At 60.6% G+C, this 22,616-nt stretch carries 19 protein-coding genes; 13 read left to right on the forward strand and 6 right to left on the reverse strand.

Translation table 11 applies throughout. The features are described from left to right. Positions 1 to 44: 44 nt before the first annotated feature. The gene (locus tag H4V98_RS11275; protein ID WP_196863166.1) at positions 45 to 1,001 is read right to left on the reverse strand and encodes a LysR family transcriptional regulator; all 957 of its coding nucleotides are present in this window, start codon (positions 999 to 1,001) and stop codon (positions 45 to 47) included. Positions 1,002 to 1,105: 104 nt separating this feature from the next. On the opposite strand from H4V98_RS11275, the gene H4V98_RS11280 reads away from it, so the two are divergent. The 8 genes from H4V98_RS11280 (at position 1,106) to H4V98_RS11315 (ending at position 9,777) form a co-directional block, all read left to right on the forward strand. Next, on the forward strand, positions 1,106 to 2,008 hold the full coding sequence (locus tag H4V98_RS11280) for a MaoC family dehydratase N-terminal domain-containing protein (protein WP_196863165.1): 903 nt from the start codon (positions 1,106 to 1,108) through the stop codon (positions 2,006 to 2,008). A 27-nt stretch (positions 2,009 to 2,035) separates the two neighbouring features. Then, positions 2,036 to 3,199 carry an acyl-CoA dehydrogenase family protein gene (locus tag H4V98_RS11285; protein ID WP_196863164.1) on the forward strand — a complete coding sequence of 388 codons (1,164 nt, stop codon included), beginning with the start codon at positions 2,036 to 2,038 and terminating at the stop codon, positions 3,197 to 3,199. Between the two features lie 9 nt (positions 3,200 to 3,208). After that, positions 3,209 to 4,390, forward strand: coding sequence for a CaiB/BaiF CoA-transferase family protein (locus tag H4V98_RS11290; protein WP_280757507.1), 1,182 nt, complete (start codon positions 3,209 to 3,211; stop codon positions 4,388 to 4,390). Between the two features lie 120 nt (positions 4,391 to 4,510). Further along, positions 4,511 to 5,893, forward strand: a complete 1,383-nt coding sequence (locus H4V98_RS11295; protein ID WP_196863162.1) for an MmgE/PrpD family protein — start codon at positions 4,511 to 4,513, stop codon at positions 5,891 to 5,893. Then, on the forward strand, positions 5,893 to 6,771 hold the full coding sequence (locus tag H4V98_RS11300; protein ID WP_280757508.1) for a CoA ester lyase: 879 nt from the start codon (positions 5,893 to 5,895) through the stop codon (positions 6,769 to 6,771). Before H4V98_RS11295 ends, H4V98_RS11300 begins: the two co-directional genes overlap by 1 nt. 143 nt (positions 6,772 to 6,914) lie before the next feature. After that, on the forward strand, positions 6,915 to 7,928 hold the full coding sequence (locus H4V98_RS11305; RefSeq protein ID WP_348535224.1) for a TRAP transporter substrate-binding protein: 1,014 nt from the start codon (positions 6,915 to 6,917) through the stop codon (positions 7,926 to 7,928). 38 nt (positions 7,929 to 7,966) lie between these two features. Then, positions 7,967 to 8,503: a TRAP transporter small permease gene (locus H4V98_RS11310; RefSeq protein WP_196863160.1), complete on the forward strand. Its 537-nt coding sequence runs from the start codon at positions 7,967 to 7,969 to the stop codon at positions 8,501 to 8,503. Continuing rightward, positions 8,500 to 9,777, forward strand: coding sequence for a TRAP transporter large permease (locus H4V98_RS11315; RefSeq protein ID WP_280757509.1), 1,278 nt, complete (start codon positions 8,500 to 8,502; stop codon positions 9,775 to 9,777). Before H4V98_RS11310 ends, H4V98_RS11315 begins: the two co-directional genes overlap by 4 nt. A 134-nt stretch (positions 9,778 to 9,911) precedes the next feature. Here H4V98_RS11315 and H4V98_RS11320 read toward each other — a convergent pair whose 3' ends face one another. Together H4V98_RS11320 and H4V98_RS11325 are read right to left on the reverse strand one after the other, a co-directional pair. Further along, positions 9,912 to 12,986, reverse strand: a complete 3,075-nt coding sequence (locus H4V98_RS11320) for an FAD-binding and (Fe-S)-binding domain-containing protein (RefSeq protein WP_280757510.1) — start codon at positions 12,984 to 12,986, stop codon at positions 9,912 to 9,914. A gap of 3 nt (positions 12,987 to 12,989) precedes the next feature. Then, positions 12,990 to 13,685: a GntR family transcriptional regulator gene (locus H4V98_RS11325; RefSeq protein WP_196863157.1), complete on the reverse strand. Its 696-nt coding sequence runs from the start codon at positions 13,683 to 13,685 to the stop codon at positions 12,990 to 12,992. Between the two features lie 125 nt (positions 13,686 to 13,810). Between H4V98_RS11325 and H4V98_RS11330 the strand changes: the two genes are divergently transcribed. The 4 genes from H4V98_RS11330 (at position 13,811) to H4V98_RS11345 (ending at position 18,113) form a co-directional block, all read left to right on the forward strand. After that, on the forward strand, positions 13,811 to 15,031 hold the full coding sequence (locus H4V98_RS11330) for an aminotransferase class V-fold PLP-dependent enzyme (protein WP_196863156.1): 1,221 nt from the start codon (positions 13,811 to 13,813) through the stop codon (positions 15,029 to 15,031). Positions 15,032 to 15,139: 108 nt separating this feature from the next. Continuing rightward, on the forward strand, positions 15,140 to 16,117 hold the full coding sequence (locus H4V98_RS11335; RefSeq protein WP_196863155.1) for a tripartite tricarboxylate transporter substrate binding protein: 978 nt from the start codon (positions 15,140 to 15,142) through the stop codon (positions 16,115 to 16,117). Then, entirely contained in the window at positions 16,117 to 17,340 is a 1,224-nt protein-coding gene (locus tag H4V98_RS11340) for a CoA transferase (protein WP_196863154.1), read from the forward strand. The genes H4V98_RS11335 and H4V98_RS11340 overlap by 1 nt, the downstream gene beginning before the upstream one ends. Beyond that, on the forward strand, positions 17,337 to 18,113 hold the full coding sequence (locus tag H4V98_RS11345; protein WP_196863153.1) for an enoyl-CoA hydratase/isomerase family protein: 777 nt from the start codon (positions 17,337 to 17,339) through the stop codon (positions 18,111 to 18,113). Before H4V98_RS11340 ends, H4V98_RS11345 begins: the two co-directional genes overlap by 4 nt. 21 nt (positions 18,114 to 18,134) lie before the next feature. On the opposite strand, the gene nth is transcribed toward H4V98_RS11345, so the two are convergent. Then, positions 18,135 to 18,779: an endonuclease III gene (gene nth, locus H4V98_RS11350; protein WP_196863152.1), complete on the reverse strand. Its 645-nt coding sequence runs from the start codon at positions 18,777 to 18,779 to the stop codon at positions 18,135 to 18,137. A 223-nt stretch (positions 18,780 to 19,002) separates the two neighbouring features. Between nth and H4V98_RS11355 the strand changes: the two genes are divergently transcribed. Beyond that, positions 19,003 to 20,190, forward strand: coding sequence for a PLP-dependent aminotransferase family protein (locus tag H4V98_RS11355; protein ID WP_196863292.1), 1,188 nt, complete (start codon positions 19,003 to 19,005; stop codon positions 20,188 to 20,190). A 167-nt stretch (positions 20,191 to 20,357) separates the two neighbouring features. On the opposite strand, the gene H4V98_RS11360 is transcribed toward H4V98_RS11355, so the two are convergent. Beyond that, complete coding sequence (locus H4V98_RS11360) at positions 20,358 to 21,617, reverse strand: hypothetical protein (RefSeq protein ID WP_196863151.1); 1,260 nt, start codon at positions 21,615 to 21,617, stop codon at positions 20,358 to 20,360. A gap of 733 nt (positions 21,618 to 22,350) precedes the next feature. Further along, positions 22,351 to 22,563, reverse strand: coding sequence for a DUF3606 domain-containing protein (locus tag H4V98_RS11365; RefSeq protein ID WP_196863150.1), 213 nt, complete (start codon positions 22,561 to 22,563; stop codon positions 22,351 to 22,353). Positions 22,564 to 22,616: the final 53 nt, after the last annotated feature.

Below are 22,616 nucleotides of genomic sequence, written 5' to 3' on the forward strand. Positions count from 1 at the left end.
GTAATCAGCTATTGAAAAAGTAGCAAATTGCCCGATGGGTCAAGTCAGCTCAAAACGCCTGGGCCCGCCGCAAGCCGTGCTGACGCGCAATCCGGCCCGGTGCCATTGCCGGGCTGGTAATGCGCGCAGATCGCCTCGACCAAAGACTGTGCATAGGCGGGCAGCGCTTCGCTTTCCCGTACCAGCACGTAACGCTCGCGCACACTCCAGTCGTCGATTAACTCGATCAGCGCCAGGTTCATGCTGTGCTGGTTGCGGCGCGCAGCACTCTCGGGCACGATGCCGACCCCCACGCCTGCGCCAATCATGCGGCACATGGCGTCAAAGCTGCTCAATTGAACGCGCAGCTTGAGCGGCTTGCCCAGCTTGTCGGTGACTTGTGCCAGAAAGGTTTGCAGCGTGCTGCCCTGGTGCATGCCCACGGCGTCGTCGTCAAGCGTGTCGGCAAAGGCAATGCGCTGGCGACTGGCGAGGCGGTGGTTGCGCGGCGTGACCAGCACCAGCCGGTCGGTGCTGAAATGGTGCGATTGCAGGCCCAGGGTGTCGACCTGGCCGGCCACGATGCCGATGTCGGCGCGTCCGTCGAACACGCCGCGCGCAATTTCCGGGTTGGGTTTTTCCTGAAGATCAACGTTGACATTCGGATTGGCCGCCAAAAAGCCCGGCAAGATTTCAGGCAGAAAATCGGTCACGGCGGTGGTGTTGGCAAACACCCGGACATGGCCGCGCAGGCCGCCGCTGTAAGCCTGCAAATCGCGTCGTAATTGCTCGGTCTGGCGCAGCACGCCGCGCGCGTGGTGCAAGAAGGCTTCGCCGGGCGGCGTCAAGCGCACGCCGCGCGCTTCGCGGTAAAACAGCGGCAGACCGGTTTGTGTTTCCAGCGCCTTGATGCGTGCACTGGCAGCGGCCAGCGACAGGTTCTGGCGCCGCGCTGCGCGGGTCAGGTTGGATTCTTCCGCACTCAGCACGAACAGGCGCAGGTCGGTCAGGTCAAATTGCATGGCGCGATGCTAGCGCAATGCCGCGCCAGCGTTCGGCTTTGACGAAGGCTTGGTTCTAAAATGGCAGATTGCCGTGGTACTGAAAACCCGCCATCATGCAGGGCATGACACTCAACAACGACGCGCGCACGCTGGACTCCGCCACCTTGGCGCACTTGCAAGGCTGGGTCGGCCAGACCGAGAGCCTGATCGACGAGATCAGCGCTGCGCCGGTGCGCGGGCTGTCGGCCACGCTGGACCGCGACGACCCGGCACCGCTGCCGGGGTTCGCGCTGTCGCCCTTGTGGCACTGGCTTTATTTCGTACCGCAGCCGCTGCAGCGCGAGATTGGCCCCGACGGCCATGCCCGGCGTGGCGGTTTCTTGCCGCCCGTGCCGTTGCCTCGCCGCATGTGGGCCGGTGGCCGGCTGCAGTGGTCGCAGGACAATCCTCTGGTGGTGGGCGATGCCGTCAAGCGCATTTCGCGCATTGAGTCGGTCACGCACAAGGCCGGCCGCACGGGCGACCTGCTGTTCGTGCTGGTCAAGCATGAGGTTCACAACGCCAGCGGCCTGGCCTTGCGCGAGGAACATGACATCGTTTACCGCGCCGCCACCCAGCCCGGTGACCCGCTGCCACAGCCGGTATCGCAGCCGGTATTGGCCGAGCCAAGCGCCGCCTGGCAGCGCACCGTGGTGCCCGACGAAGTGATGCTGTTTCGCTATTCGGCACTGACCTTCAACGGCCACCGCATTCACTATGACCGAAAGTACGTGACCGAGGTCGAAGGCTACCCAGGCCTGATCGTGCATGGCCCGCTGATTGCCACGCTGCTGGTCGATCTGGTGCGTGCGCATGCACCCGGCGCGTTCATCACGTCTTTCAGTTTCAAGGCGGTGCGGCCGACGTTTGACCTGCATCCGTTCACCCTCCACGGCCAGCCCTCGGAAGACGGAAAAACCGTTCGCCTGTGGGCTCAGGACCACGAAGGCTGGCTGACCATGCAGGCGACTGCCGCGCTGGCCTGATTTATTTTTTTTATTTAAAAACTGTTCATGATCAAAACTACTCCCGACCAATACCAGGAAATCCGCGATGCAGTGCGCGCGCTGTGCGCCGAGTTCCCCGACGAATACCACCGCAAGATTGACAATGAGCGCGGCTACCCGGAAGCGTTTGTCGATGCGCTGACCAAGGCCGGCTGGCTGGCCGCGCTGATCCCGGTGGAATACGGCGGCTCGGGGCTGGGCCTGGCCGAGGCGTCGGTGATCATGGAAGAAATCAACCGCAGCGGCGGCAATGCCGGCGCCTGCCACGGCCAGATGTACAACATGGGCACGCTGCTGCGCCATGGCTCGACCGCGCAAAAAGAGCTCTACCTGCCGCGCATTGCGAGCGGCGAGTGGCGCCTGCAATCGATGGGCGTGACCGAACCCAGCACCGGCACCGACACCACCAAGATCAAGACCAGCGCGGTGAAAAAGGATGGCCGCTACGTCATCAACGGCCAGAAAGTCTGGATCTCGCGCGTGCAGCATTCCGACTGGATGATCTTGCTGGCCCGCACCACGCCGTTGGCCGACGTGAAGAAAAAGAGCGAAGGCATGTCGATCTTCATGGTTGACTTGCGCCTGGCCGAAAAAACCGGCATGACCGTGCGGCCGATTCCCAACATGGTGAACCACGAAACGAACGAGCTGTTTTTCGAGAACCTGGAAATCCCCGAGGAAAACCTGATCGGCCAGGAAGGGCAGGGCTTCAAATACATCCTGGACGGCCTGAATGCCGAGCGCACATTGATTGCCGCCGAGTGCATTGGCGACGGCTACTGGTTCATCGACCGTGTGACCAAATACGTCACCGAGCGCGTGGTGTTTGGCCGTCCGATCGGGCAAAACCAGGGCGTGCAATTTCCGATTGCCGAAAGTTATATTGAAATCGAGGCTGCCAACCTGATGCGTTTCAGGGCCTGCGAGCTGTTTGATGCCCGCCAGCCCTGCGGCGCCGAAGCCAACATGGCCAAGTACCTGGCCGCCAAGGCCTCGTGGGAAGCGGCCAATGCCTGCATCCAGTTTCATGGCGGCTTTGGCTTTGCCAATGAATACGATGTGGAGCGCAAGTTCCGTGAGACCCGGCTGTACCAGGTCGCACCGATCTCCACCAACCTGATCCTGAGCTACATGGCCGAGCATGTGCTGGGCATGCCGCGCTCCTTTTAAGGGATGGCCATGACCCGACCGCTTGACGGCATCACCGTCGTTTCCCTTGAACACGCCATTGCCGCGCCGTTCTGCACCCGCCAGCTGGCCGATCTGGGCGCGCGCGTCATCAAGGTCGAGCGCCCCGGCGTCGGCGACTTTGCCCGCGCCTACGACACACGCGTCAAGGGCCTGGCGTCGCACTTTGTCTGGACCAACCGCTCCAAGGAAAGCCTGACGCTGGACCTCAAGCAGCCCGATGCGCTGGCTGCGCTGAAGCTGCTGCTGGACCAGGCCGATGTGCTGGTGCAAAACCTGGCGCCCGGCGCTGCCGCACGCATGGGCCTGTCGTTCGAGGCGCTGCGTCAGGCGCACCCCCGACTGATCGTCTGCGACATCTCGGGCTATGGCGAAGACGGCCCGTACCGTGACAAGAAGGCCTACGACCTGCTGATCCAGAGCGAAGCGGGTTTTCTGTCGGTCACCGGCACGCCCGAGGCGCCCAGCAAAGCCGGCAATTCGGTGGCCGACATTGCCGCGGGCATGTATGCCTACACCGGCATCTTGTCGGCGCTGCTGCTGCGCGGCAAGACCGGGCAGGGCTCGCACATTGATGTGTCGATGCTTGAATCGCTGGCCGAGTGGATGAATTACCCGATGTATTACGCCTATGACGGCGCGCCGCCCCCGCCGCGCACCGCCGCGTCGCATGCCAGCATTTATCCCTATGGGCCGTTTGCTGTGGGTGATGGCGGCACGGTGATGCTGGGCCTGCAAAACGAGCGCGAATGGAAGGCGTTTTGCGCCGGCGTGCTGCAGGACGCGGCGCTGGCCACCGACCCGCGCTTTGACAGCAACGCCAATCGCAACGAGCACCGCGAGCCGTTGAAAGCGTTGATCCTCGGTGTTTTCAGCACGCTGACGACGGCGCAGGTCGAGGCCCGGCTTGATGCGGCGCAAATCGCCAACGCCCGCATGAACGACATGGCCGGCCTGTGGTCGCATCCGCAGCTCAAGGCGCGGGGACGCTGGCAGGATGTCGGCTCACCCGCTGGAGACATTCCTGCACTGCTGCCGCCCGGCCGCAACAGCGCGTTTGACTACCGCATGGATGCCGTGCCCGCCGTTGGCGAGCACACCGAGGCCATCCTGCGCGAGCTGGGGCAGGGCGATGCGCAGATTGCGGCATTGCGCGCGGCGCAAGCCATTTGAGGCTTGCAGCTCGCCTCCCGCCCTGGGGTGATTCGATCACGCTAAGAAGCTATCAAAAAAATAGCTGCTTGCGCCCGTGCAGTATGCGCAAAAAGCCTATTTGACTCATAAGGATTCACCATGACCCATGCGACTGCCGAACTGGCTGCGTTTGCCGCCGGCCTGCGTTTTGAAGACATTCCCGAACCTGTGGTGCGCCGCACCGAGGATTTGCTGGTGGACTGGTTCGGCTCTGCCGTTGCCGGCCACGGCGCCCGGGCCGTCGACAGCATCACGCGCTTTGCGGCCGCCATGGGGCCGCAGCCGGTGCCGGGTGGCGACACACCAGCCGGCCCGTCCGAGGTGATGGTCAGCCGGGCGCGCACCAGCCCCTACTTTGCCGCTATGGCGAATGCCGCCGCGTCGCATGTGGCCGAACAGGACGATGTACACAACGCCTCGGTGTTTCATCCGGCGACGGTGGTGTTTCCGGCGGCACTGGCCACGGCGCAAGCGCTGGGCGCCAGTGGACAGCAACTGCTTGCCGCCAGTGTGGCGGGTTACGAAGTGGGCATCCGCGTGGGTGAATTCCTTGGCCGCTCGCATTACAAGGTGTTTCACACCACCGGCACGGCCGGCACGCTGGCCGCTGCCGCTGCTGTGGGCCATCTGCTGAAACTCGATGCGCGGCAGATGCAGCATGCCTTCGGATCCGCCGGCACGCAGTCGGCCGGGCTGTGGGAGTTTTTGCGCACCGCGTCGGACAGCAAGCAATTGCACACCGCGCATGCCGCCGCCGCCGGCCTGATGTCGGCTTACCTGGCCAAGGACGGTTTCACCGGCGCGGCACAGATTTTTGAAGGCCCGCAGGGCATGGCCGCCGGCATGTCGAGCGACGCCAATATCGCGCGCCTGACCGATCGGCTGGGAACGCGCTGGGCCACGGCCGAAACCTCGTTCAAATACCACGCCAGCTGCCGCCATACGCATCCGGCAGCCGATGCGTTGCTGCAGGTCATGCAGGAAAACCAGCTTGGGGTCGATGACCTGGCGCGTGTCGTCACGCGGGTGCATCAGGGTGCTATTGACGTGCTGGGGCCGGTGGTTCGGCCCACGACCGTGCACCAGTCCAAGTTTTCCATGGGCACGGTGCTGGCGCTGGTGGCCCGTTTTGGCCATGCCGGCCTGGTTGAGTTTGACCGGCATTTTGGCGACGACACCACCCAAAGCCTGCGCGACCGCATCACGATGGAACTCGACGCCGAAGTCGATGCCGCCTACCCGCAGCGCTGGATTGGCAAGGTCACGGTGCACACCCTTGATGGCCGCGTGCTGCACGGCCGGGTCGACGAGCCCAAGGGCGACCCCGGCAACACGCTGAGCCGCGAAGAACTCACCGCCAAGGCATTGCGCCTGGCGGCTTTCAGCCAGGGCGCCACGCCGACCGAAATGCAGCTGGCTGTCGATTCCCTGTGGCAGGTGGCGCAATGGCCGCGTGTCGGCATGTTGCTGCCGGAGGCCTGATGACTGAAGCGACTGCAACCTCCACGCATCACCTCGCACGCGCCCGCTCGTTTTTGTTCGTTCCGGCCACCCGGCCCGAGCGCTTTGCAAAGGCGCTGGCCTCGGGCGCTGACGCGGTGATCATCGACCTGGAAGACGCGGTGGCCCCGGCCGACAAGGACGCGGCGCGCCACGCGTTGCTGCTGGCGATGCTGTCGCTCAATCCGGCGCAACGCGGCCGCTTGCTGGTACGCATCAATGCGGCGGCTACGCCGTGGCATGCCGGCGATCTGGCGTGCGTGCGTGAATGGGTCACACAGGGACTCGGGGCGGTCATGGTGCCCAAGGCCGAGTCGGTGGCGGGGTTGGCAGACGTGGCCCGCGCCGCAGGGCCATGCGCGCTGCTGCCGCTGATCGAATCGGTGGCGGGACTCGACGCGGCCACTACGCTGGCCGCCTGCCCGCAGGTGCTGCGGCTGGCGTTCGGCCATCTCGACTTCCAGGCCGACGCGGGCCTGGCTTGCGCTGCCGACGAGTCCGAGCTGGTGCCGGTGCGGCTGGCGCTGGTGCTGGCTTCGCGCCGCGCCGCGTTGCCCGCGCCGGTGGACGGCATCTCGCCCGGCACGCAAGACACCGTGCAACTGGCTTCAGATGCAGCGCGCGGCCGGCGCGGCGGCTTTGGCGGCAAGCTGTGCATTCATCCGGCCCAGGTGGCGGTGGTGAACGCGGCGTTCACGCCCAGCGCCACCGAGATTGACTGGGCTCAGCGTGTGGTGGCGGGTTTTGCTGCGGCGGGCGGCGGTGTGTTCAGTCTGGACGGCCGCATGGTGGATGCGCCTGTGATGCTTCTGGCGCAGCGCACATTGGCGCATCGTCGCGACGATAACCAGGCTGGCTGACCGCACGCAGAAGTGAAATCAACGTTTTAAATCGGAATGGCGGTTTGTACTCATGACATTCAGCACTTTTGTGAATTACCATTTCCCCGCGGGCCAGACATTCGAGCTGGCCGTTTTTTTTTTAGAGACTCAGGAGACACAAGATGAAAATTGCAAATCGCATGCGCCGCCAGTTGCTTGCCACGGTCGGCATCATGGCTGGCGCGCTCGCCATGCCTATGGTTGCATTGGCCCAGGCGCCCATCGTGATCAAGTTCAGCCACGTCGTGGCAGACCAGACGCCCAAGGGCCAGGGCGCCCTGAAATTCAAGGAACTGGCGGAGAAAAAATTTCCGGGTCGGGTGACTGTCCAGGTGTTCCCCAGCTCGCAGCTGTTTGGCGACGGCAAGGAACTCGAGGCCTTGCTGCTGGGCGATGTGCAACTGATTGCGCCTTCGTTGTCCAAGTTCGACCGCTACACCAAGAAAATCCAGGTATTCGATCTGCCTTTCCTGTTTGATGACATTGCTGCCGTCGATGCATTTCAGGCCGGCCCCAAGGGTCAGGAACTGCTGGGCTCCATGGTGAACCGCGGCTTGCGTGGCCTGGGTTACTGGCACAACGGCATGAAGCAGATGTCAACTAACCAGGACAAGCTGGTCCGGCCTGAAGACGTCAAAAACCTGAAGTTCCGCATTCAGGCTTCCGACGTGCTGGAAGCGCAGTTCCGCGCCTTGAACGCCAGTCCTCAAAAAATGTCGTTCTCCGAGGTTTACCAAGGCTTGCAAACCGGCGTAGTGGACGGCCAGGAAAACACCTGGTCCAACATTTATTCGCAAAAGTTCTTTGAAGTGCAAAAGACCATCGCCGAAACCAACCATGGCGTGATCGACTACATGGTGGTCACCAACGCCAAGTGGTGGGATGGGTTGCCAGCAGACATCCGCAAGGGTCTGGGCGAAGCCATGGTCCAGGCGACCGCGCATGCCAACAAGCTCGCAAACGACTTCAACGAAGCCGACCGCAAGAAGATTGCTGAAGCCGGCAAGGCCAAGATCCAGAAACTGTCAAAGGAAGACGTGGCCGTGTGGCGCAAGTCCATGGAGCCGGTGTGGAAGAAGTTTGAAGGCGACATCGGGCGTGACCTGATTGACGCCGCCCTGAAGTCCAACAAGTAAAACAGGAATGGCCTGCTGAAGCAGGCCTTTTTTTTATCATGCGATTACTTGAGTATCTGGAGGAAGGTTTGATCACCTTCCTCATGGCGGCAATGACGCTGATCACCTTCATGCAGGTGATTGGGCGTTACGTTTTTAATTACAACTTTGTCTGGTCCCTTGAATTGACCGGGGTCATGTTTGCCTGGCTGATCTTCATCGGCATGTCTTACGGTGTGCGGGTCGGCGCCCACATCGGTGTTGATGCGCTGGTCAAGTCCCTGGGCAGCACGGCGGCACGCGTCGTGGGTTCGCTGGCGGCGGCGTTGTGCATCCTGTATGCCCTGCTGGTCGCTTTTGGCAGTTTCCAGTATGTCCAGAAAATGTACGACGTCGGCATCCTGATGCAGGACATGCCGGTGCAGAGCTGGATTCCTCGCGCAATTTTGCCGGTCGGGTTCTTGCTGCTGGCGTTCCGTTTCAGTCAGGTGCTGTGGCGTCTGGCAACCGGACAAGACGCGCATCTTCTGGGCGATGAAGCCAAGGAAGCCTTGAAGCTGAGACAAGACGAGCCGGACGGCGAGGTACAAAAATGACGATTGCTGCACTGTTTCTTTTGCTGTTCGTGTTCATGGGTCTGGGCATGCCGGTGGCCGTGGCGCTTGGACTGTCGTCCATCCTGACGATCATGATGTTTGCCCAGGATTCAATGGCTTCGCTGTCGCTCAAGCTGTTCGAAACCTCCGAGCACTACACGCTGCTGGCGATTCCTTTCTTTATCCTTGGCGGTGCGTTCATGACCACCGGCGGCGTGGCCAAGCGGATGATCCGTTTTGCCAATGCCTGCATCGGGCACATGCGCGGCGGCCTGGCCATGGCGTCTGTGCTGGCCTGCATGCTGTTTGCCGCCGTGTCGGGCTCGTCGCCTGCCACCGTGGTGGCAGTGGGCGCCATCGTGATTGCCGGCATGGTGCGCGCGGGCTATCCACAGCCGTTTGCCGCCGGTGTGATCTGCAATGCCGGCACGCTGGGCATTTTGATCCCCCCTTCCATCGTGATGGTGGTGTATGGCGCGGCCACTGAAACCTCGGTCGGCAAGCTGTTCCTGGCAGGCGTGATTCCCGGCATCACGCTGGGGCTGATGCTGATGGTGGCCATTTACATACGCGCCCGCATGCTCGACTTGCCGCGTCAGCCGCGTGCCTCGACTGGTGAAATCTTTAAAGCCGGCCGTGACTCGATGTGGGGCTTGTTGCTGATCGTCATCATTCTGGGCGGTATTTACGGCGGCATTTTCACGCCGACGGAAGCGGCTGCCGTGGCTGCGGTGTATGCCTTCTTTATCGCGGTGTTTGTTTACCGCGACATCGGAATGCGCAAAGTGCCACACGTCATACTGGAGGCGGGCAAGGTCACGGTGATGCTGATGTTCATCGTCGCCAATGCGCTGCTGTTTGCGCATGTGCTCACGACCGAGCGCATTCCGCAGACCATTGCCGAGGCCATCATTGGCTGGGGCATGACGGACTGGCAGTTTTTGATCGTGGTCAACATATTGCTGCTGATTGCCGGCATGTTCATGGAGCCCACCGGCATCATTTTGATTCTGGCGCCCATCCTGTTCCCGATTGCTTCCCGGCTTGGCATTGACCCGGTGCACCTGGGCATCATCATGGTGGTGAACCTGGAGATTGGCATGGTGACGCCGCCTATCGGGCTGAACCTGTTTGTCACCGCGGGCATCACCAAGATGTCGATCATGCAGGTGGCCAAGGCCGCCTTGCCGTGGACCCTGGTGCTGCTGCTGTTCCTGGTGATGGTCACTTACATCCCGGCGATCTCGCTGTTCCTGCCCAACCTGCTGTTCTAACCCCGGTACCGCCGGCTCTGCCCATGCTGATGAGCGCATGGGCAGAGAATTCAATATAAAAAATAGCTTTTTAGCCCAATCCAGCAGGGTTTCAACGGCTATAAAAACCATCGTGTTTCGGTCTGCACTTGGCGTCAAGCCTGCAACTGCTGCGCCAGCAGCACTGCGACATGCACCGCCTCGCGCTGCGCACCATCCCTGATCTGATGCCGGCAACTGGTCCCGTCCGCGACCACGATGGCATTGGGCTGCTGGCGCACGGCGGGCAGCAGGCTGAGTTCGGCCATCTGCATCGACACTGCGTAATGGCTGGCCTCGTAGCCGAAGCTGCCCGCCATGCCGCAGCAACTGGACTCGATCAGCGCGGGTTTTGCGCCCGGAATGAGTTTGAGCACCTCCATGATCGGGCTGACTGCGCCAAACGCTTTCTGGTGGCAATGGCCGTGCAGCAGGATGGCTTGCGTCGTTGGTTTGAGTTTGGCCTTGAGTGTTTCCAGCTTTCCGGCGGCGGCTTCCCGCGCCAGAAACTCTTCCAGCAGCAGTGCCTGACCGCTGATGGTTTGGGCCGCGTCGCCCAGGCCCATCACCAGCATTTCATCGCGCATCGTCAGCAGGCAAGACGGCTCCAGCCCGACAATGGCGATTCCTTTTTCAGCAAACGGGAGCAGCGCGGCGACGAGTTCTGTGGCCTTGGCCTTGGCCTGGTCCACCATGCCGCTGGCCAGGAAGGTCCGGCCGCAGCACAGGCTTTTACCGTCTGCTACGGTTTTGGTAGCTACATGCACTGTGTAGCCGGCCGCTTGCAGCACTTTTAAGGCCGAACTGGCGTTGTCGGATTCGAAATAGCCGTTGAAGGTGTCAACGAACAGCACCACCGGCTGGCTGGCCGCCAGCACTTCTTCGCGAGTGGCGCTGACGGGTGCTGTATTGAAAAAAGTACGCGTTTTCCACTGCGGCAATGTGCGTTTGGCTGACAGGCCCAGCATTTTTTCGCTGAGCAATGCCAAGCCGGGAATGCGGTCACGCAGGTTGAGCAGCGGTGCCATGCGGCTGGCCCAGGGTGCGTAGTCAGGCAGGTGAGCAACCAGCTTGTCTTTCAGCGTGTAGCCGTGCTTGCCCTTGTAGTGGTGCAAAAACTCGACCTTCATCTTCGCCATGTCCACGCCGGTCGGGCAGTCACGCTTGCAGCCCTTGCAGCCGACGCAAAGGTCAAGTGCTTCTTTCACCGCTTCGCTGGTGAAGGCGTCTTCTGCCTTGAGGCCTTCAAGCTGGCCTGACAGCGCCAGGCGAAGGGTGTTGGCCCGGCCGCGCGTCAGGTGCTTTTCGTCGCGCGTGACGCGGTAGCTTGGGCACATGACACCTGCGTCGAACTTGCGGCAGTGGCCGTTGTTGTTGCACATTTCCACCGCCTTGGCAAACCCCTGCGCCGGGTCGCCGCCCGTGCCGGGTGCGCTGGTCTGCTCGGTGACCGGGTCGTTTTGCACATCCCAGGCGCGCCAGTCGAGCGCGGTCTTGATCGGAATCACCTTGTAGCTGGGCGAAAAACGCATCAGCCGCGTGTCGTCCATCTTCGGCGGATTGACGATGCGCTGCGGGCTGAGCAGGTTTAACGGGTCCAGGTAATGCTTGATCTGCGCAAAGGCGTCGTTGATCTTCGGGCCGAACTGCCAGCCGATCCACTCGCCCCGGCACAGGCCGTCGCCGTGCTCGCCGCTGTAGGCGCCCTTGTAGTGGCGGACCAGTTCCGAAGCTTCCTCGGCAATCGCGCGCATTTTTGAGGCCCCATCCCGGCGCATGTCCAGGATGGGCCGCACATGCAGCGTTCCGACCGACGCATGGGCATACCAGGTGCCCTTGCTGCCGTGCTTGCGGAACACATTTGTCAGCGCGTCGGTGTATTCAGCCAGGTGTACCAGCGGCACGGCGCAGTCTTCAATAAAGCTGACCGGTTTGCCGTCGCCCTTGAGGCTCATCATGATGTTCAGGCCCGCCTTGCGCACCTCCCACAGGTTTTTTTGCGGTGCGTCGTCGACCATTTCGACCACCGAGCCCGGCAGCCCCAGATCGCCCATCAGCTCGACCAGTTGCCTGATCTTGGGTGTGAGTTCAGCTTTGGAATTGCCCGAGAACTCGACCAGCAATATGGCGTCGGGCCGGCCGATCAGTGCGGTGCGCACGGTGGGCGCGAAGGCCGGGTTTTGCAGCGACAGCTCGATCATGGTGCGGTCCACCAGCTCGACCGCTGTCAACGTGCCGTCGCCCAGCCTGACGATGTGCTGGGCCGAGTCCATCGCCTGGTAGAAGGTCGGAAAGTTCACTACGCCGAGTACCTTGGTGCGGGGCAATTCAGACAATTGCAGCGTCAGCGACTTTGTCAGGCCCAGCGTGCCTTCGCTGCCTATCAGCAAGTGCGACAGGTTGACCGAACCGTCGGTCGTGTAGGGCTTTTCGTTCTGGTTGTTGAAGATGTCCAGGTTGTAGCCCGCCACCCGGCGCAGCACCTTGGGCCAGTGCGCCTGCAATTCGGGCTGAAGCGCATCGGACATCGCCTTGACGTAGTCGCCCAGCTGGCGCGCCGGTCCACCTGCCATGTCATACCGGCCCAGCTCCAGCAGGATGCCGTCGGAACGCCAGGCCGTGGCACCCAGCACGTTGTGCACCATGTTGCCGTAAGCGATGCTGCGGCTGCCGCACGAGTTGTTGCCGGCCATGCCCCCCAGCGTGGCCTGCGCGCTGGTCGAGACATCAACCGGATACCACAGGCCCTGGGGCTTCAGTGCCGCATTGAGATGGTCCAGCACGATGCCAGGCTCGACCACGGCGGTACGTGACTCGGCGTCCACGCTCAGGATGTTGCGCACATGCCTGGCGTGGTCGATGACCAGGCCCGCGCCCACCGTCTGGCCGCACTGGCTGGTGCCACCGCCGCGCGCGACGATGGGCACCTGCAGGTCACGGCAAATGTCGAGTGCGGTCTTGACCTCAGCCGCCGTGCGCGGCACGAACACGCCAACCGGCATCACCTGGTAAATCGACGCATCGGTGGCGTAACGCCCCCGGTCGGCGGCTGAAAACAGCACCTCGCCTTGCGTTTCTGCGGCCAGCCGTGCGGCCAGCCGGCCAGCGACTTCATTGCTGGCGCGGGCCACGTCGTCGTAGGCATGGCTCGCGGCTTCGCGGGTGATCTTGAGCGGGAGGGGTGCATTCATGGTTCAGGCTTGTGAAGGAGGGCGGCTGGCAGCGGCGGCATCACGCAGCTGCTGGATCACGGTTTCAAGCTTGTGGGCCAGGTGTTCGGACATCACCGCGCGCATGGCAACCGGATCGCGGGCGCTGAGCGCGGCCACCATCAGCTCATGCTCCTTGACGGCATCGCGCCATTTTTCCTCGTTCTGGTTGGAACGAAAGCGCAACGCCTGCAAGCGGGCGTTGACCTGGTTGTAGGTCGCCATGAGCACCGGGTTCTTGGCTGCGGCGTTGATGGCAAGGTGAATCGCCGAATTCAGCCGGTAGTAGCCAGTCAGGTCCCGCCGCGTGTAGGCCGCGAGCATTTCAAAATGCATCGCCTTGATCTCATTCAACTCGGCATCGGTGATGCGCTGCGCGGCCAGTTCGCCCGACTGCGCTTCAAGACCGGCCATGACCTCGAAGGTGTTGAGCACGTCGGTTTCGCTCAGCTCGACGGCAATCGCGCCCCGGTTGGGCAGCAGCTCGACCAGCCCTTCGGCAGCCAGCATCTTGATGGCTTCGCGCAGCGGCGTGCGCGAGACGTTGAGGATCTCGCTGAGTTCGCGCTCATTGAGCTTGGCGCCGGGGGCAATGCGGTTTTCAACCAGCATCTGTCGCAGCCGGTGGGCCACCTGTTCATGCAGGGCGGCTCGGGGGATAGGAATGATTTCAGCTGTCATGCTTCTATTTTGTATGCAAAAAATAAATATTTCATACAGCGATTAACTATATATTTTATTATTTTTGGTTGACAAATGAATTTTGTATGCAAAAAATAGCGACACACTTCAGGAGTTCCCTCAATATGCTGACGCTTGACTTTCATCCCACCGGCCGCCACTTTCTGCAAATTCCCGGACCATCGCCAGTGCCCGACCGTATCCTGCGGGCCATGAGCCTGCCAACGATTGACCACCGTGGCCCCGAGTTCGCCGCGCTCGGGCTGAAAGTGCTGGCCGACATCAAAAAAATATTTCAGACGAAACAACCGGTCATCATTTATCCTGCATCAGGCACGGGCGCATGGGAGGCGGCATTGGCCAACACCCTGAGCCCCGGCGACCAGGTGCTGATGTACGAAACCGGCCACTTTGCCGCGCTGTGGCAAAAGCTGGCCGACCGGCTGGGGCTGAAAACCGAGGTCATGCGCCACCCCGGCGCCAAGTTGTGGCGCCACGGCGTGGATGCCGCCCAGATCGAGGCACGGCTCAAAGCCGATACCGGGCACGCTATCAAGGCGGTCTGTGTGGTGCACAACGAAACCTCTACAGGCGTGACCAGCAACATTGCCGCCGTGCGCAAGGCGATGGATGCTGCAAAACACCCGGCATTGCTGCTGGTGGACACGATCTCGGGCCTGGCCTCGGCCGACTACCGGCATGACGAATGGGGCGTGGACGTGACCATCAGCGGCTCGCAAAAAGGCCTGATGCTGCCGCCCGGTATCAGCTTTAACGCCGTGTCCGCCAAGGCGCTGGAAGCCAGCAAGCAGGCCACGCTGCCCAAGGCGTTCTGGGCCTGGGACGAGATCATCGAGATGAACAAGACCGGCTACTGGCCGTCCACGCCGAACACCAATTTGCTGTACGCGCTGAGCGAAGCCTGCGACATGCTGCTGTCGCAGGGGCTGGAGGCGGTGTTTGCACGCCACCAGCGCTGGGGCGAGGGCGTTCGCGCCGCCGTCCGGGCCTGGGGCCTGCAGATCCAGTGCGCCGATCCAGCTCTCTATTCGCCAGTGTTGACCGGCGTCATGGTGCCTGAAGGCATTGACGCCGACGCGGTGCGCAAGATCATCTACGAGCGTTTCGACTGCTCGCTGGGCACGGGCCTGGGCAAGGTCAAGGGAAAGATGTTCCGCATCGGCCACTTGGGCGACTGCAACGACCTGACGCTGATCGCGGCGCTGGGTGGCTGCGAAATGGGCCTGAAGCTGGCGGGCGTGAAACTGTCCGGCTCTGGCGTGCAGGCCGCGATGGACTATTTTTCAAGCCATGCGGCTGTCGTGCCCGAGCGCAGGGCGGCTTGAGCCGATTCAAGTGCAAAAACCATAAAACGCTATCAATGTAATAGCTGCTTATGCCCGATGGTATTGCGCCAAGAGCATATTTCATTCAAAACTCAAGGAGACAACACCATGCATCGCAGAACCTTCATCAGCGCCACCGGCGCCGCAGCCGCCACCCTTGCCGCGCCTATGCTGTGGGCACAGGCCTTGCCCACGCAACCGATCCGCATCGTGGTCGGATTTGCGCCTGGCGGCGGCACCGACATCCTGGCGCGTGTCATTGCGCAAAAGCTGTCAACCTTGTGGAACACTACCGTGATCGTTGAAAACAAGGCAGGTGCCGCCGGCATGATTGCTGCCGAGTATGTGGCCAGGCAGCCCAGCGACGGCACAACGCTGCTGATGGCGCACATCAACAGCCACGCCATCGCCCCTGCACTGACACCGAAGATGACCTACAGCGTCGAGCGAGACTTCACCCCGGTCGTGCTGGTGGGCGTTACGCCCAACTTGCTGATCTGCAATGAGCGGCAGGCGGCGCGCACTGTCAAGGACGTGGTCGAGTTGTGCCGCAAGAACCCCGGCAAAGTCAGCTTTGGCTCGGCCGGCAATGGCTCGGCGCAACACCTGGCCCTGGAAATGTTCAAGCTGGCCGCCAACATCGACGCCATCCATGTGCCGTACAAAGGCTCCGGGCCGATGCTGACCGACCTGATCGGCGGCCAGATCGACTACAGCTTTGACACCATGACCGCTGCCACGCCGCATGTGAAAAGCGGCAAGGCGATTGCCGTGGCGCAAACCCGCCAGAAGCGCGCCAAGGGCCATCCGAACGTGCCCACCATGGACGAATCGGGTTTTCCGGGTTTTGAGGCCACGACCTGGTATGGCTTGGTCGGCCCCGGCAAGCTGCCATCGGTGCTGGCCAAACGCATGAACGAGGACATCAACAAGGTGCTGCTGATGCCCGATGTGATGGAAAAATTCGAGCAATATGGCGCCGAGGATGGCGGTGGCTCGACCGAGAAGTTCGGCGACTTCATCAAGGTCGAATCGAAGAAGTGGGCCAAGGTCGTGAAGGACGCGAATGTAAAAGGCGACGCGTGATGAATGCCCGGGACGGCACCACACAACGCCCCTTGCCCCTGGCTGGCGTGCGGGTGCTGGACATCAGCCAGGTGATGGCAGGGCCATTCGCCTGCATGCTGCTGGCCGACATGGGCGCTGACGTGATCAAGATCGAGCCGCCTGGGACCGGCGACCAGACGCGAGGCGCCATGGGCTTCAAGATGAAGGGGCCTGACAGCCTGGGCTTTTTGAACATGAACCGCAACAAGCGCAGCGTTGTGCTCAACCTCAAGTCAGGGGCCGGCCGCAAGGTGCTGCTGCAACTGGTCAAAGACGCCGACATTCTGGTTGAAAACTACCGGCCTGGCGCCATGAAGCGTCTGGGCCTGGGCTACGAGGACATCAAGGCCGTGAACCCGCGTCTGGTCTACACCAGCATCTCAGGCTTCGGCCAGACCGGGCCCTGGGCCGACCGACCGGGATTCGACCTGATGGCGCAGGCCATGTCGGGTGTGATGAGCGTGACGGGTTATCCGGGAGGTCTGCCAGTCAAGGCGGGTGTGCCGGTGGCCGACATTGGCTGCGCGCTGTTTGCCATCTACGCGACATTGTCGGCCTACATAGGGGCCAGGACCAGCGGCGAAGGCCAGTACATTGATGCTGCCCTGTTCGATGCGGCGATGGCTTTTTCGGTCTGGGACATCTGCGATTACTGGGGCACCGGCAAGCCGCCCGAGCCGCTGGGCACCTCGAACAAGATGACTGCGCCTTACCAGGCCATGGCCGCATCGGACGGGTATTTCGTGATGGGTGCCAACAACCAGAAACTGTGGCACCTTCTGTGCACCGTGATGGACCGCAAGGAACTGCTGGACGATGTGCGTTTCGGCACGATTTCACTGCGACTGGCCAACCGGGCTGCGCTCGAAGAAGAACTTGAGCGCACCTTCCGCCTTCGCCCCAAAGACGACTGGGTGGAACTGCTGCTCGCGTCCGGCATACCGGCCGGGCCCATCCTGACCTATCCGGAAGCCTTTGAAGGTGAGCATGGGCGGGCACGCCAGATGCGCATGGAAATTGACCACCCGATAGAAGGCAAGGTGCCCAACATCGGTTTTCCGGTGAAGTTGTCCGGCACGCCGCAGCAGGTGCGCCGTCATCCGCCGCTGCTGGGCGAACACAACGCCGAAGTTTTGTCTGAACTGGGTCTTAGTGCTGACGACCAGGCCGAGCTTGCGGCGCAGGGAGCGTTTGCGGCATGAACGCCGGCTCCGTTGACCTGAACATCCGAAACGGCGTGGCATCGGTCGTGTTCGACCGCCCGCAAGCGCGCAATGCCATGACCTGGGCAATGTACGAGCGGCTCGGGCATATCTGCGACCTGTTGCAGGCTGACGCATCGGTGCGCGTGGTGACGTTTCGCGGGGCGGGCGGTGAAGCGTTCGTTGCCGGCACCGACATCGAACAGTTCACGACCTTCCGCTCTGGCGACGACGGCGTGGCCTACGAACAGCAGATCGACCAGTGCATCCAGAAGCTCGAAGCGCTGCCCATGCCGACCGTGGCCGTTGTCGAGGGCTGGGCGATTGGCGGCGGTCTGGCAATTGCCACCGCTTGTGATTTCCGGCTGGCCACGCCGACGTCGCGCTTTGGCGTGCCGATTGCCCGGACGCTGGGCAACTGCCTGTCGGTGGCGAACCTGGCGCGGCTTGCCGCCGTGTTTGGCATCCCACGCGTCAAGCGCATGCTGATGCTGGCGGAAACGTTGGAGGCCAATGAAGCGCTGCACTGCGGGTTTCTGCTGCAGCTCAGCGATGCTGGCGAAATTGACGCCGCGCTAACCAGCCTGTGCGAACGCCTGTGCGCTCTGGCCCCGGTCACGCAAAGTGTCTCCAAGGAAGGCTTGCGCCGGCTGGTGAGCCAAAACCAGCCGGCCGATGAGGATTTGATTCGCCGTTGCTACGGCAGCGAGGATTTTCGCGAAGGCGTGGCGGCTTTTGTCGGCAAGCGGCGGCCGGTCTGGCAAGGCAACTGACAACGATCCGGGCTGCCAACCTCAGACTGGCGGGGCGGCGGTTTTGGGCTTGAAATCGCACCATGGCGCCACCGCGCATTGCCAGCACAGCGGCTTGCGGGCAATGCAGACATAACGGCCATGCAGAATCATCCAATGGTGCGCATCGACCAGGTAGCCAGGGGGTATTCGCCTGAGCAGTTTGAGCTCGACTTCCAGCGGGGTCTTGCCCGGCGCCAGTCCGGTGCGATTGCTGACGCGAAAGATATGCGTGTCCACCGCCATCACAGCTTCGCCAAACGCCGAATTCAGCACCACATTGGCGGTTTTTCGGCCCACGCCGGGCAGGGCCTGCAGTGCTTCGCGGCTGCGCGGCACCTTGCCGCCGTGCTGCCCAACCAACAGGCCGCAGGTCGCCAGCAGGTTTTTGGCCTTGGTGCGGTACAGGCCAATGCTCTTGATGTGGCCCTCCAGCCTTTCCAGCCCCAGGTCCAGCACGGCTTGCGGCGTGTTGGCAACTGAAAACAACCGGCGCGTGGCCTTGTTCACACTCACATCCGTCGCCTGCGCCGACAGCAGCACGGCGGCGAGCAGTTCAAACACGCTGGTGTATTCAAGCTCTGTCACCGGCATCGGATTGGCGGCTTTCAGCGTGGCAAAGAACGGTTCAATGTCTCTGGTTTTCATGGGGCAAAGTGTAGGACGATCAGACGGTTAATTGTCTGAATGCGCTTTAAAGGTGGTTTTGTGTTGAATCTAAAACGGGCTTTCAGTCCGGTATTGGCTGATGGCAGGTTTTTAAAAAGCCGTGAGCGCAGTACCATGCATGCCAGCGCTTTGGAAGCACGTCAATTTCAGCGCCTTTCCCAAGCCTTCACAGCCATTTCCACCCAAAGACCGAACCATGCCATTGCAATTTGCCGAACGCCTGAACAACGTCGAAACCTCTGCCATTCGCGAGCTTTTCAAACTGCTCGGCAAGCCCGGCATCATCAGCTTTGCCGGCGGTTTTCCGGACCCGGCGATGTTTGACATTGAAGGCATCAAGGACGCCAGCTGCAAAGCGTTGAACGAAGAGCCTGGCGCTGCATTGCAATATGGCGCCACCGAAGGCTACCAGCCGCTGCGCGAGCAACTGAGCACCTTCATGGCCAGCAAGGGCGCCACGGTTGCGCCGCAAGAGCTGATCGTGACCACCGGCAGCCAGCAGGCGCTGGACCTGCTTGGCAAAACCATGATTTCACCCGGCGACACCGTCATCGTCGAAGGCCCGACGTTTCTGGCGACCATCCAGTGCTTTCGCCTGTATGGCGCGCAGGTCATCAGCGCACCGACCGACGCGCACGGCGTGAAACCCGACGAACTTGAGCAACTGATTGCCAAGCACCAGCCGAAATTTGTGTACCTGATTCCAACCTTTGGCAACCCGAGTGGAGCACTGCTTAGCCTTGAGCGTCGCAGGCAAGTGCTGGAAATGGCCGTGAAGCACCAGACGCTGATCGTGGAAGACGACCCCTACGGCGACCTCTACTTTGGCGAAGCGCCGCCGCCGTCTTTGCTGGCCCTGAGCGACAGTGTGCCCGGCTGCCGTGAATTGCTGGCGTATTGCGGCTCGCTCAGCAAGGTGTTGTCACCCGGCTTGCGCATTGGCTGGATGATTGCCCCACCTGCGCTGCTGGCCAATGCCGTCATGTGCAAACAGTTCAGCGACGCCCACACCAGCACGTTTGCGCAGGCCACTGCTGCGCAATACCTGAAGGCGGATCGCATGCCGGCGACGCTGGCAAATGTGCGAAAGGTCTATGGCGAGCGCGCGGCCGCCATGGGCGCCGCCCTGAGACGTGAACTGGGCAGCGCGGCAGCATTCGACCAGCCGCAGGGCGGTCTGTTCTTTTGGGCCCGCTTGACCGGCGAGGGCGGAAAAATAAAGGACGCGGCTGAGTTCGCCAGGAAGGCGATCGCGCAAGGCGTGGCCTTCGTGCCGGGAGCGCCGTTTTACGCGGCAAGTCCCGATATGGCGACTTTCAGGCTCAGTTTTGCGACAGCCGACGTATCGAAAATAGAAGAGGGCATGGCGCGGCTGGGGCGGGCCATCTAAGCCCATTCAGTTTCCCTGCTTCACTCGAAGATTTTCAGGCTCTGAGGTGTTCGGCTATTTGCGTCCAGGCACTGGCTGGCAAATGGAAAATCCGGTTACTTGCTCAGGCGCCTTCACGGATGTCCAGGTGTCCATCCGTGAAGGCTGCCTCGTGTGTGGCCCTGGGTTCAGTTGGCTTCATCCGACAGTTGGAATAAAGGAACCTCAGCCAGCGGGGCGCCCAGTTGGATGACGATCGACCTGTACGACTTCAGTTCGATAGCCGCTGGGTCGCCCTGGTAAATACGCAGGTTGCCGCCATCCCGGACATAAATCACGACTGGTGTGTTGAGCTGACCGGCCACATTCGTACGGGTGAGCGGCTGACCCCATACATTGAAAAACTGTCCCAGCGTCACCTTGTCATAATTTAGCGGTTCAACATGGAGTATGCCGGTGGCATCGTGGGTGTGCAGCGGATAAAAGCAGGTCGTGTTGAAATCTGCGTCGTCGCCAACAACACCGATAAGCTGTGGAATGGCCAGTCGAACCCCGTCTTTGTAAATCGCCAGATGGGTGTGCGCGTGATAGATATATTGAAGAGTGGACTGGTTGCGAGGTCCATAGCAAGACAGTCCGTCCACTGGCTGCCCTTGTCCGCCGCGACCGTTGGTCCGGTTGTCTTCCAGACCGCCCTGGCCGACCTGCGCGGCTCTGAATTCTCCCCGAACGACGTTCAGCGCAGTGGTCGACAGTGCAGGCGGATTTTTCCACTCGTAGGTTGGAATTTCTGTCAATGACGAGCCGATCTGGATCGTGATTTCACGGTTTTCAATCAGTGGCAATGCGTCCAGCGCTCCCGTATATTCCGTCAAGGTCCTGTTGTCCCGGATGAAGACTTTGACCGGCTTGCCGGCATAACCTGCCACATTCGTCGTGGTGAGAGGTTGCCCCCACACTGCAAAAAACTGACCCAGCGTATAGGGTGTTGCGCTGCCGGGTTTTGTACGTATCTTTCCGCTGGTGTCAGTGGTTGTGAGCGGGTAGTTGCAACCGACTGCTCTGGTTGCCGGTTCGGCAATGCCGCTGCTGCCCGCGACAATTTGGCCGATGTCTTCCGGGATAGCGATTTTTTGACCGTCCACTATCAGGTTTAAATGGGTGAACCCGTAAGCCGGAGAAGACCTGACAGGTTTTTCGCAATTGAGTCCCGAAACAATTTGACCTAGCCCACCTGTTGGCGTGGCACCTTTTGGAAAAGTTGCGGTGCCTATGCTGGCGCCATCATCGAGAGTGACTACAGCGGCCAGAGTAGGGCCCGATGGTTGTGCAGGCGTTGAAACCGTCTGCGCGCCATTGTTATCCCCGCCACCACATGCCGACAGAATAGAAAGGCACAAAACAGTAAAACTGAGTTGGTTTATTCTGGATTTAAATTTTGTATTCATTGATCACTTATCAAAATGTTGGGCAGTATTATAAAAAATTTCAATCTCGACAGATTACTAAAAAATTTTATTGTAGAGCGAGCAATCAAATTGATATGGGTAGAATTTATTGAAACAATAGTAACTAAATTCTTCGAATATTAATCTGAATATATTAATAAGATCAACAAATTCATTCCTGATTTGTTTGTTACGAAAAGTTTATTAATAAATTTGGCATTTTTAGCAAAAAATTAACAGATCATATTATTTTAATTTGTGCTGGAAGCTTAGGTTTATCCCCTTACGGATGGTCTTGTAATGGTTTTTATTTTGATACATACGGTGCAATGCATGACCTCGCCGGCGCTTGAATGCGAGAACGAAAAAGCAATACCATTGGTCGCAATAGACAGGTGAAATTCAGGGCAAATAACCAATTGGTATAGAAATCGGGTTATTACTTTAACCATAAATTCAGCGGCACTTAATTGCGGCAGTATTATTTATCTTGGCCGATGACCGGATTGCGATTTATCACAATGCAATCACTCCTGCGTTTGCACTGGTGAAGGTTTTTAGCCCGTTTCATCAACAAGTAAATGTGGCAATGCCTGTTACCTGTCAGTTCTTCAATATGGCTTCACAGTGATAGGTGTCTGCGCAAGCATTGCATGTTCCGTGGATGGCAAAAATATTGATCAAACACTTTTCTGAAGCGGGCGGCCCCTTCGTGCGAACTGGTTTGTTTGACTCAACTATCTCCAAGCTCTTCCATGCGGTCTGAATTCGTGGTGCTATGGCTCCCCTTGAGGTGCATTTCCACATCGGAGGCCACATCACCCACGGCTTTCACCGCTTCGTGCAATTGCGCCTCTGTAACATCGAGTTTTTTTGCCCACTTCGCGCATGCAACTGGGTTGTTTGTATCAATGCGGTCGGGTTGAACGCCGGGTTGGGTTGTCATATCGTTTTCCTGAAGAGTGGCTGACTGATCAACACTAAGGCTTTGGCAGCAGC

The sequence above is a fragment of the Polaromonas sp. CG_23.6 genome, from assembly GCF_029892315.1.
GTDB lineage: Bacteria > Pseudomonadota > Gammaproteobacteria > Burkholderiales > Burkholderiaceae_C > Polaromonas.

Excerpts from the sequence above, each read along its gene's own strand:
- H4V98_RS11275 (WP_196863166.1), bottom strand. The coding sequence starts at position 1,001 with ATGCAATTTGACCTGACCGACCTGCGCCTGTTCGTGCTGAGTGCGGAA.
- H4V98_RS11280 (WP_196863165.1), top strand. The coding sequence starts at position 1,106 with ATGACACTCAACAACGACGCGCGCACGCTGGACTCCGCCACCTTGGCG.
- H4V98_RS11285 (WP_196863164.1), top strand. The coding sequence starts at position 2,036 with ATGATCAAAACTACTCCCGACCAATACCAGGAAATCCGCGATGCAGTG.
- H4V98_RS11290 (WP_280757507.1), top strand. The coding sequence starts at position 3,209 with ATGACCCGACCGCTTGACGGCATCACCGTCGTTTCCCTTGAACACGCC.
- H4V98_RS11295 (WP_196863162.1), top strand. The coding sequence starts at position 4,511 with ATGACCCATGCGACTGCCGAACTGGCTGCGTTTGCCGCCGGCCTGCGT.
- H4V98_RS11300 (WP_280757508.1), top strand. The coding sequence starts at position 5,893 with ATGACTGAAGCGACTGCAACCTCCACGCATCACCTCGCACGCGCCCGC.
- H4V98_RS11305 (WP_348535224.1), top strand. The coding sequence starts at position 6,915 with ATGAAAATTGCAAATCGCATGCGCCGCCAGTTGCTTGCCACGGTCGGC.
- H4V98_RS11310 (WP_196863160.1), top strand. The coding sequence starts at position 7,967 with ATGCGATTACTTGAGTATCTGGAGGAAGGTTTGATCACCTTCCTCATG.
- H4V98_RS11315 (WP_280757509.1), top strand. The coding sequence starts at position 8,500 with ATGACGATTGCTGCACTGTTTCTTTTGCTGTTCGTGTTCATGGGTCTG.
- H4V98_RS11320 (WP_280757510.1), bottom strand. The coding sequence starts at position 12,986 with ATGAATGCACCCCTCCCGCTCAAGATCACCCGCGAAGCCGCGAGCCAT.
- H4V98_RS11325 (WP_196863157.1), bottom strand. The coding sequence starts at position 13,685 with ATGACAGCTGAAATCATTCCTATCCCCCGAGCCGCCCTGCATGAACAG.
- H4V98_RS11330 (WP_196863156.1), top strand. The coding sequence starts at position 13,811 with ATGCTGACGCTTGACTTTCATCCCACCGGCCGCCACTTTCTGCAAATT.
- H4V98_RS11335 (WP_196863155.1), top strand. The coding sequence starts at position 15,140 with ATGCATCGCAGAACCTTCATCAGCGCCACCGGCGCCGCAGCCGCCACC.
- H4V98_RS11340 (WP_196863154.1), top strand. The coding sequence starts at position 16,117 with ATGAATGCCCGGGACGGCACCACACAACGCCCCTTGCCCCTGGCTGGC.
- H4V98_RS11345 (WP_196863153.1), top strand. The coding sequence starts at position 17,337 with ATGAACGCCGGCTCCGTTGACCTGAACATCCGAAACGGCGTGGCATCG.
- nth (WP_196863152.1), bottom strand. The coding sequence starts at position 18,779 with ATGAAAACCAGAGACATTGAACCGTTCTTTGCCACGCTGAAAGCCGCC.
- H4V98_RS11360 (WP_196863151.1), bottom strand. The coding sequence starts at position 21,617 with ATGAATACAAAATTTAAATCCAGAATAAACCAACTCAGTTTTACTGTT.
- H4V98_RS11365 (WP_196863150.1), bottom strand. The coding sequence starts at position 22,563 with ATGACAACCCAACCCGGCGTTCAACCCGACCGCATTGATACAAACAAC.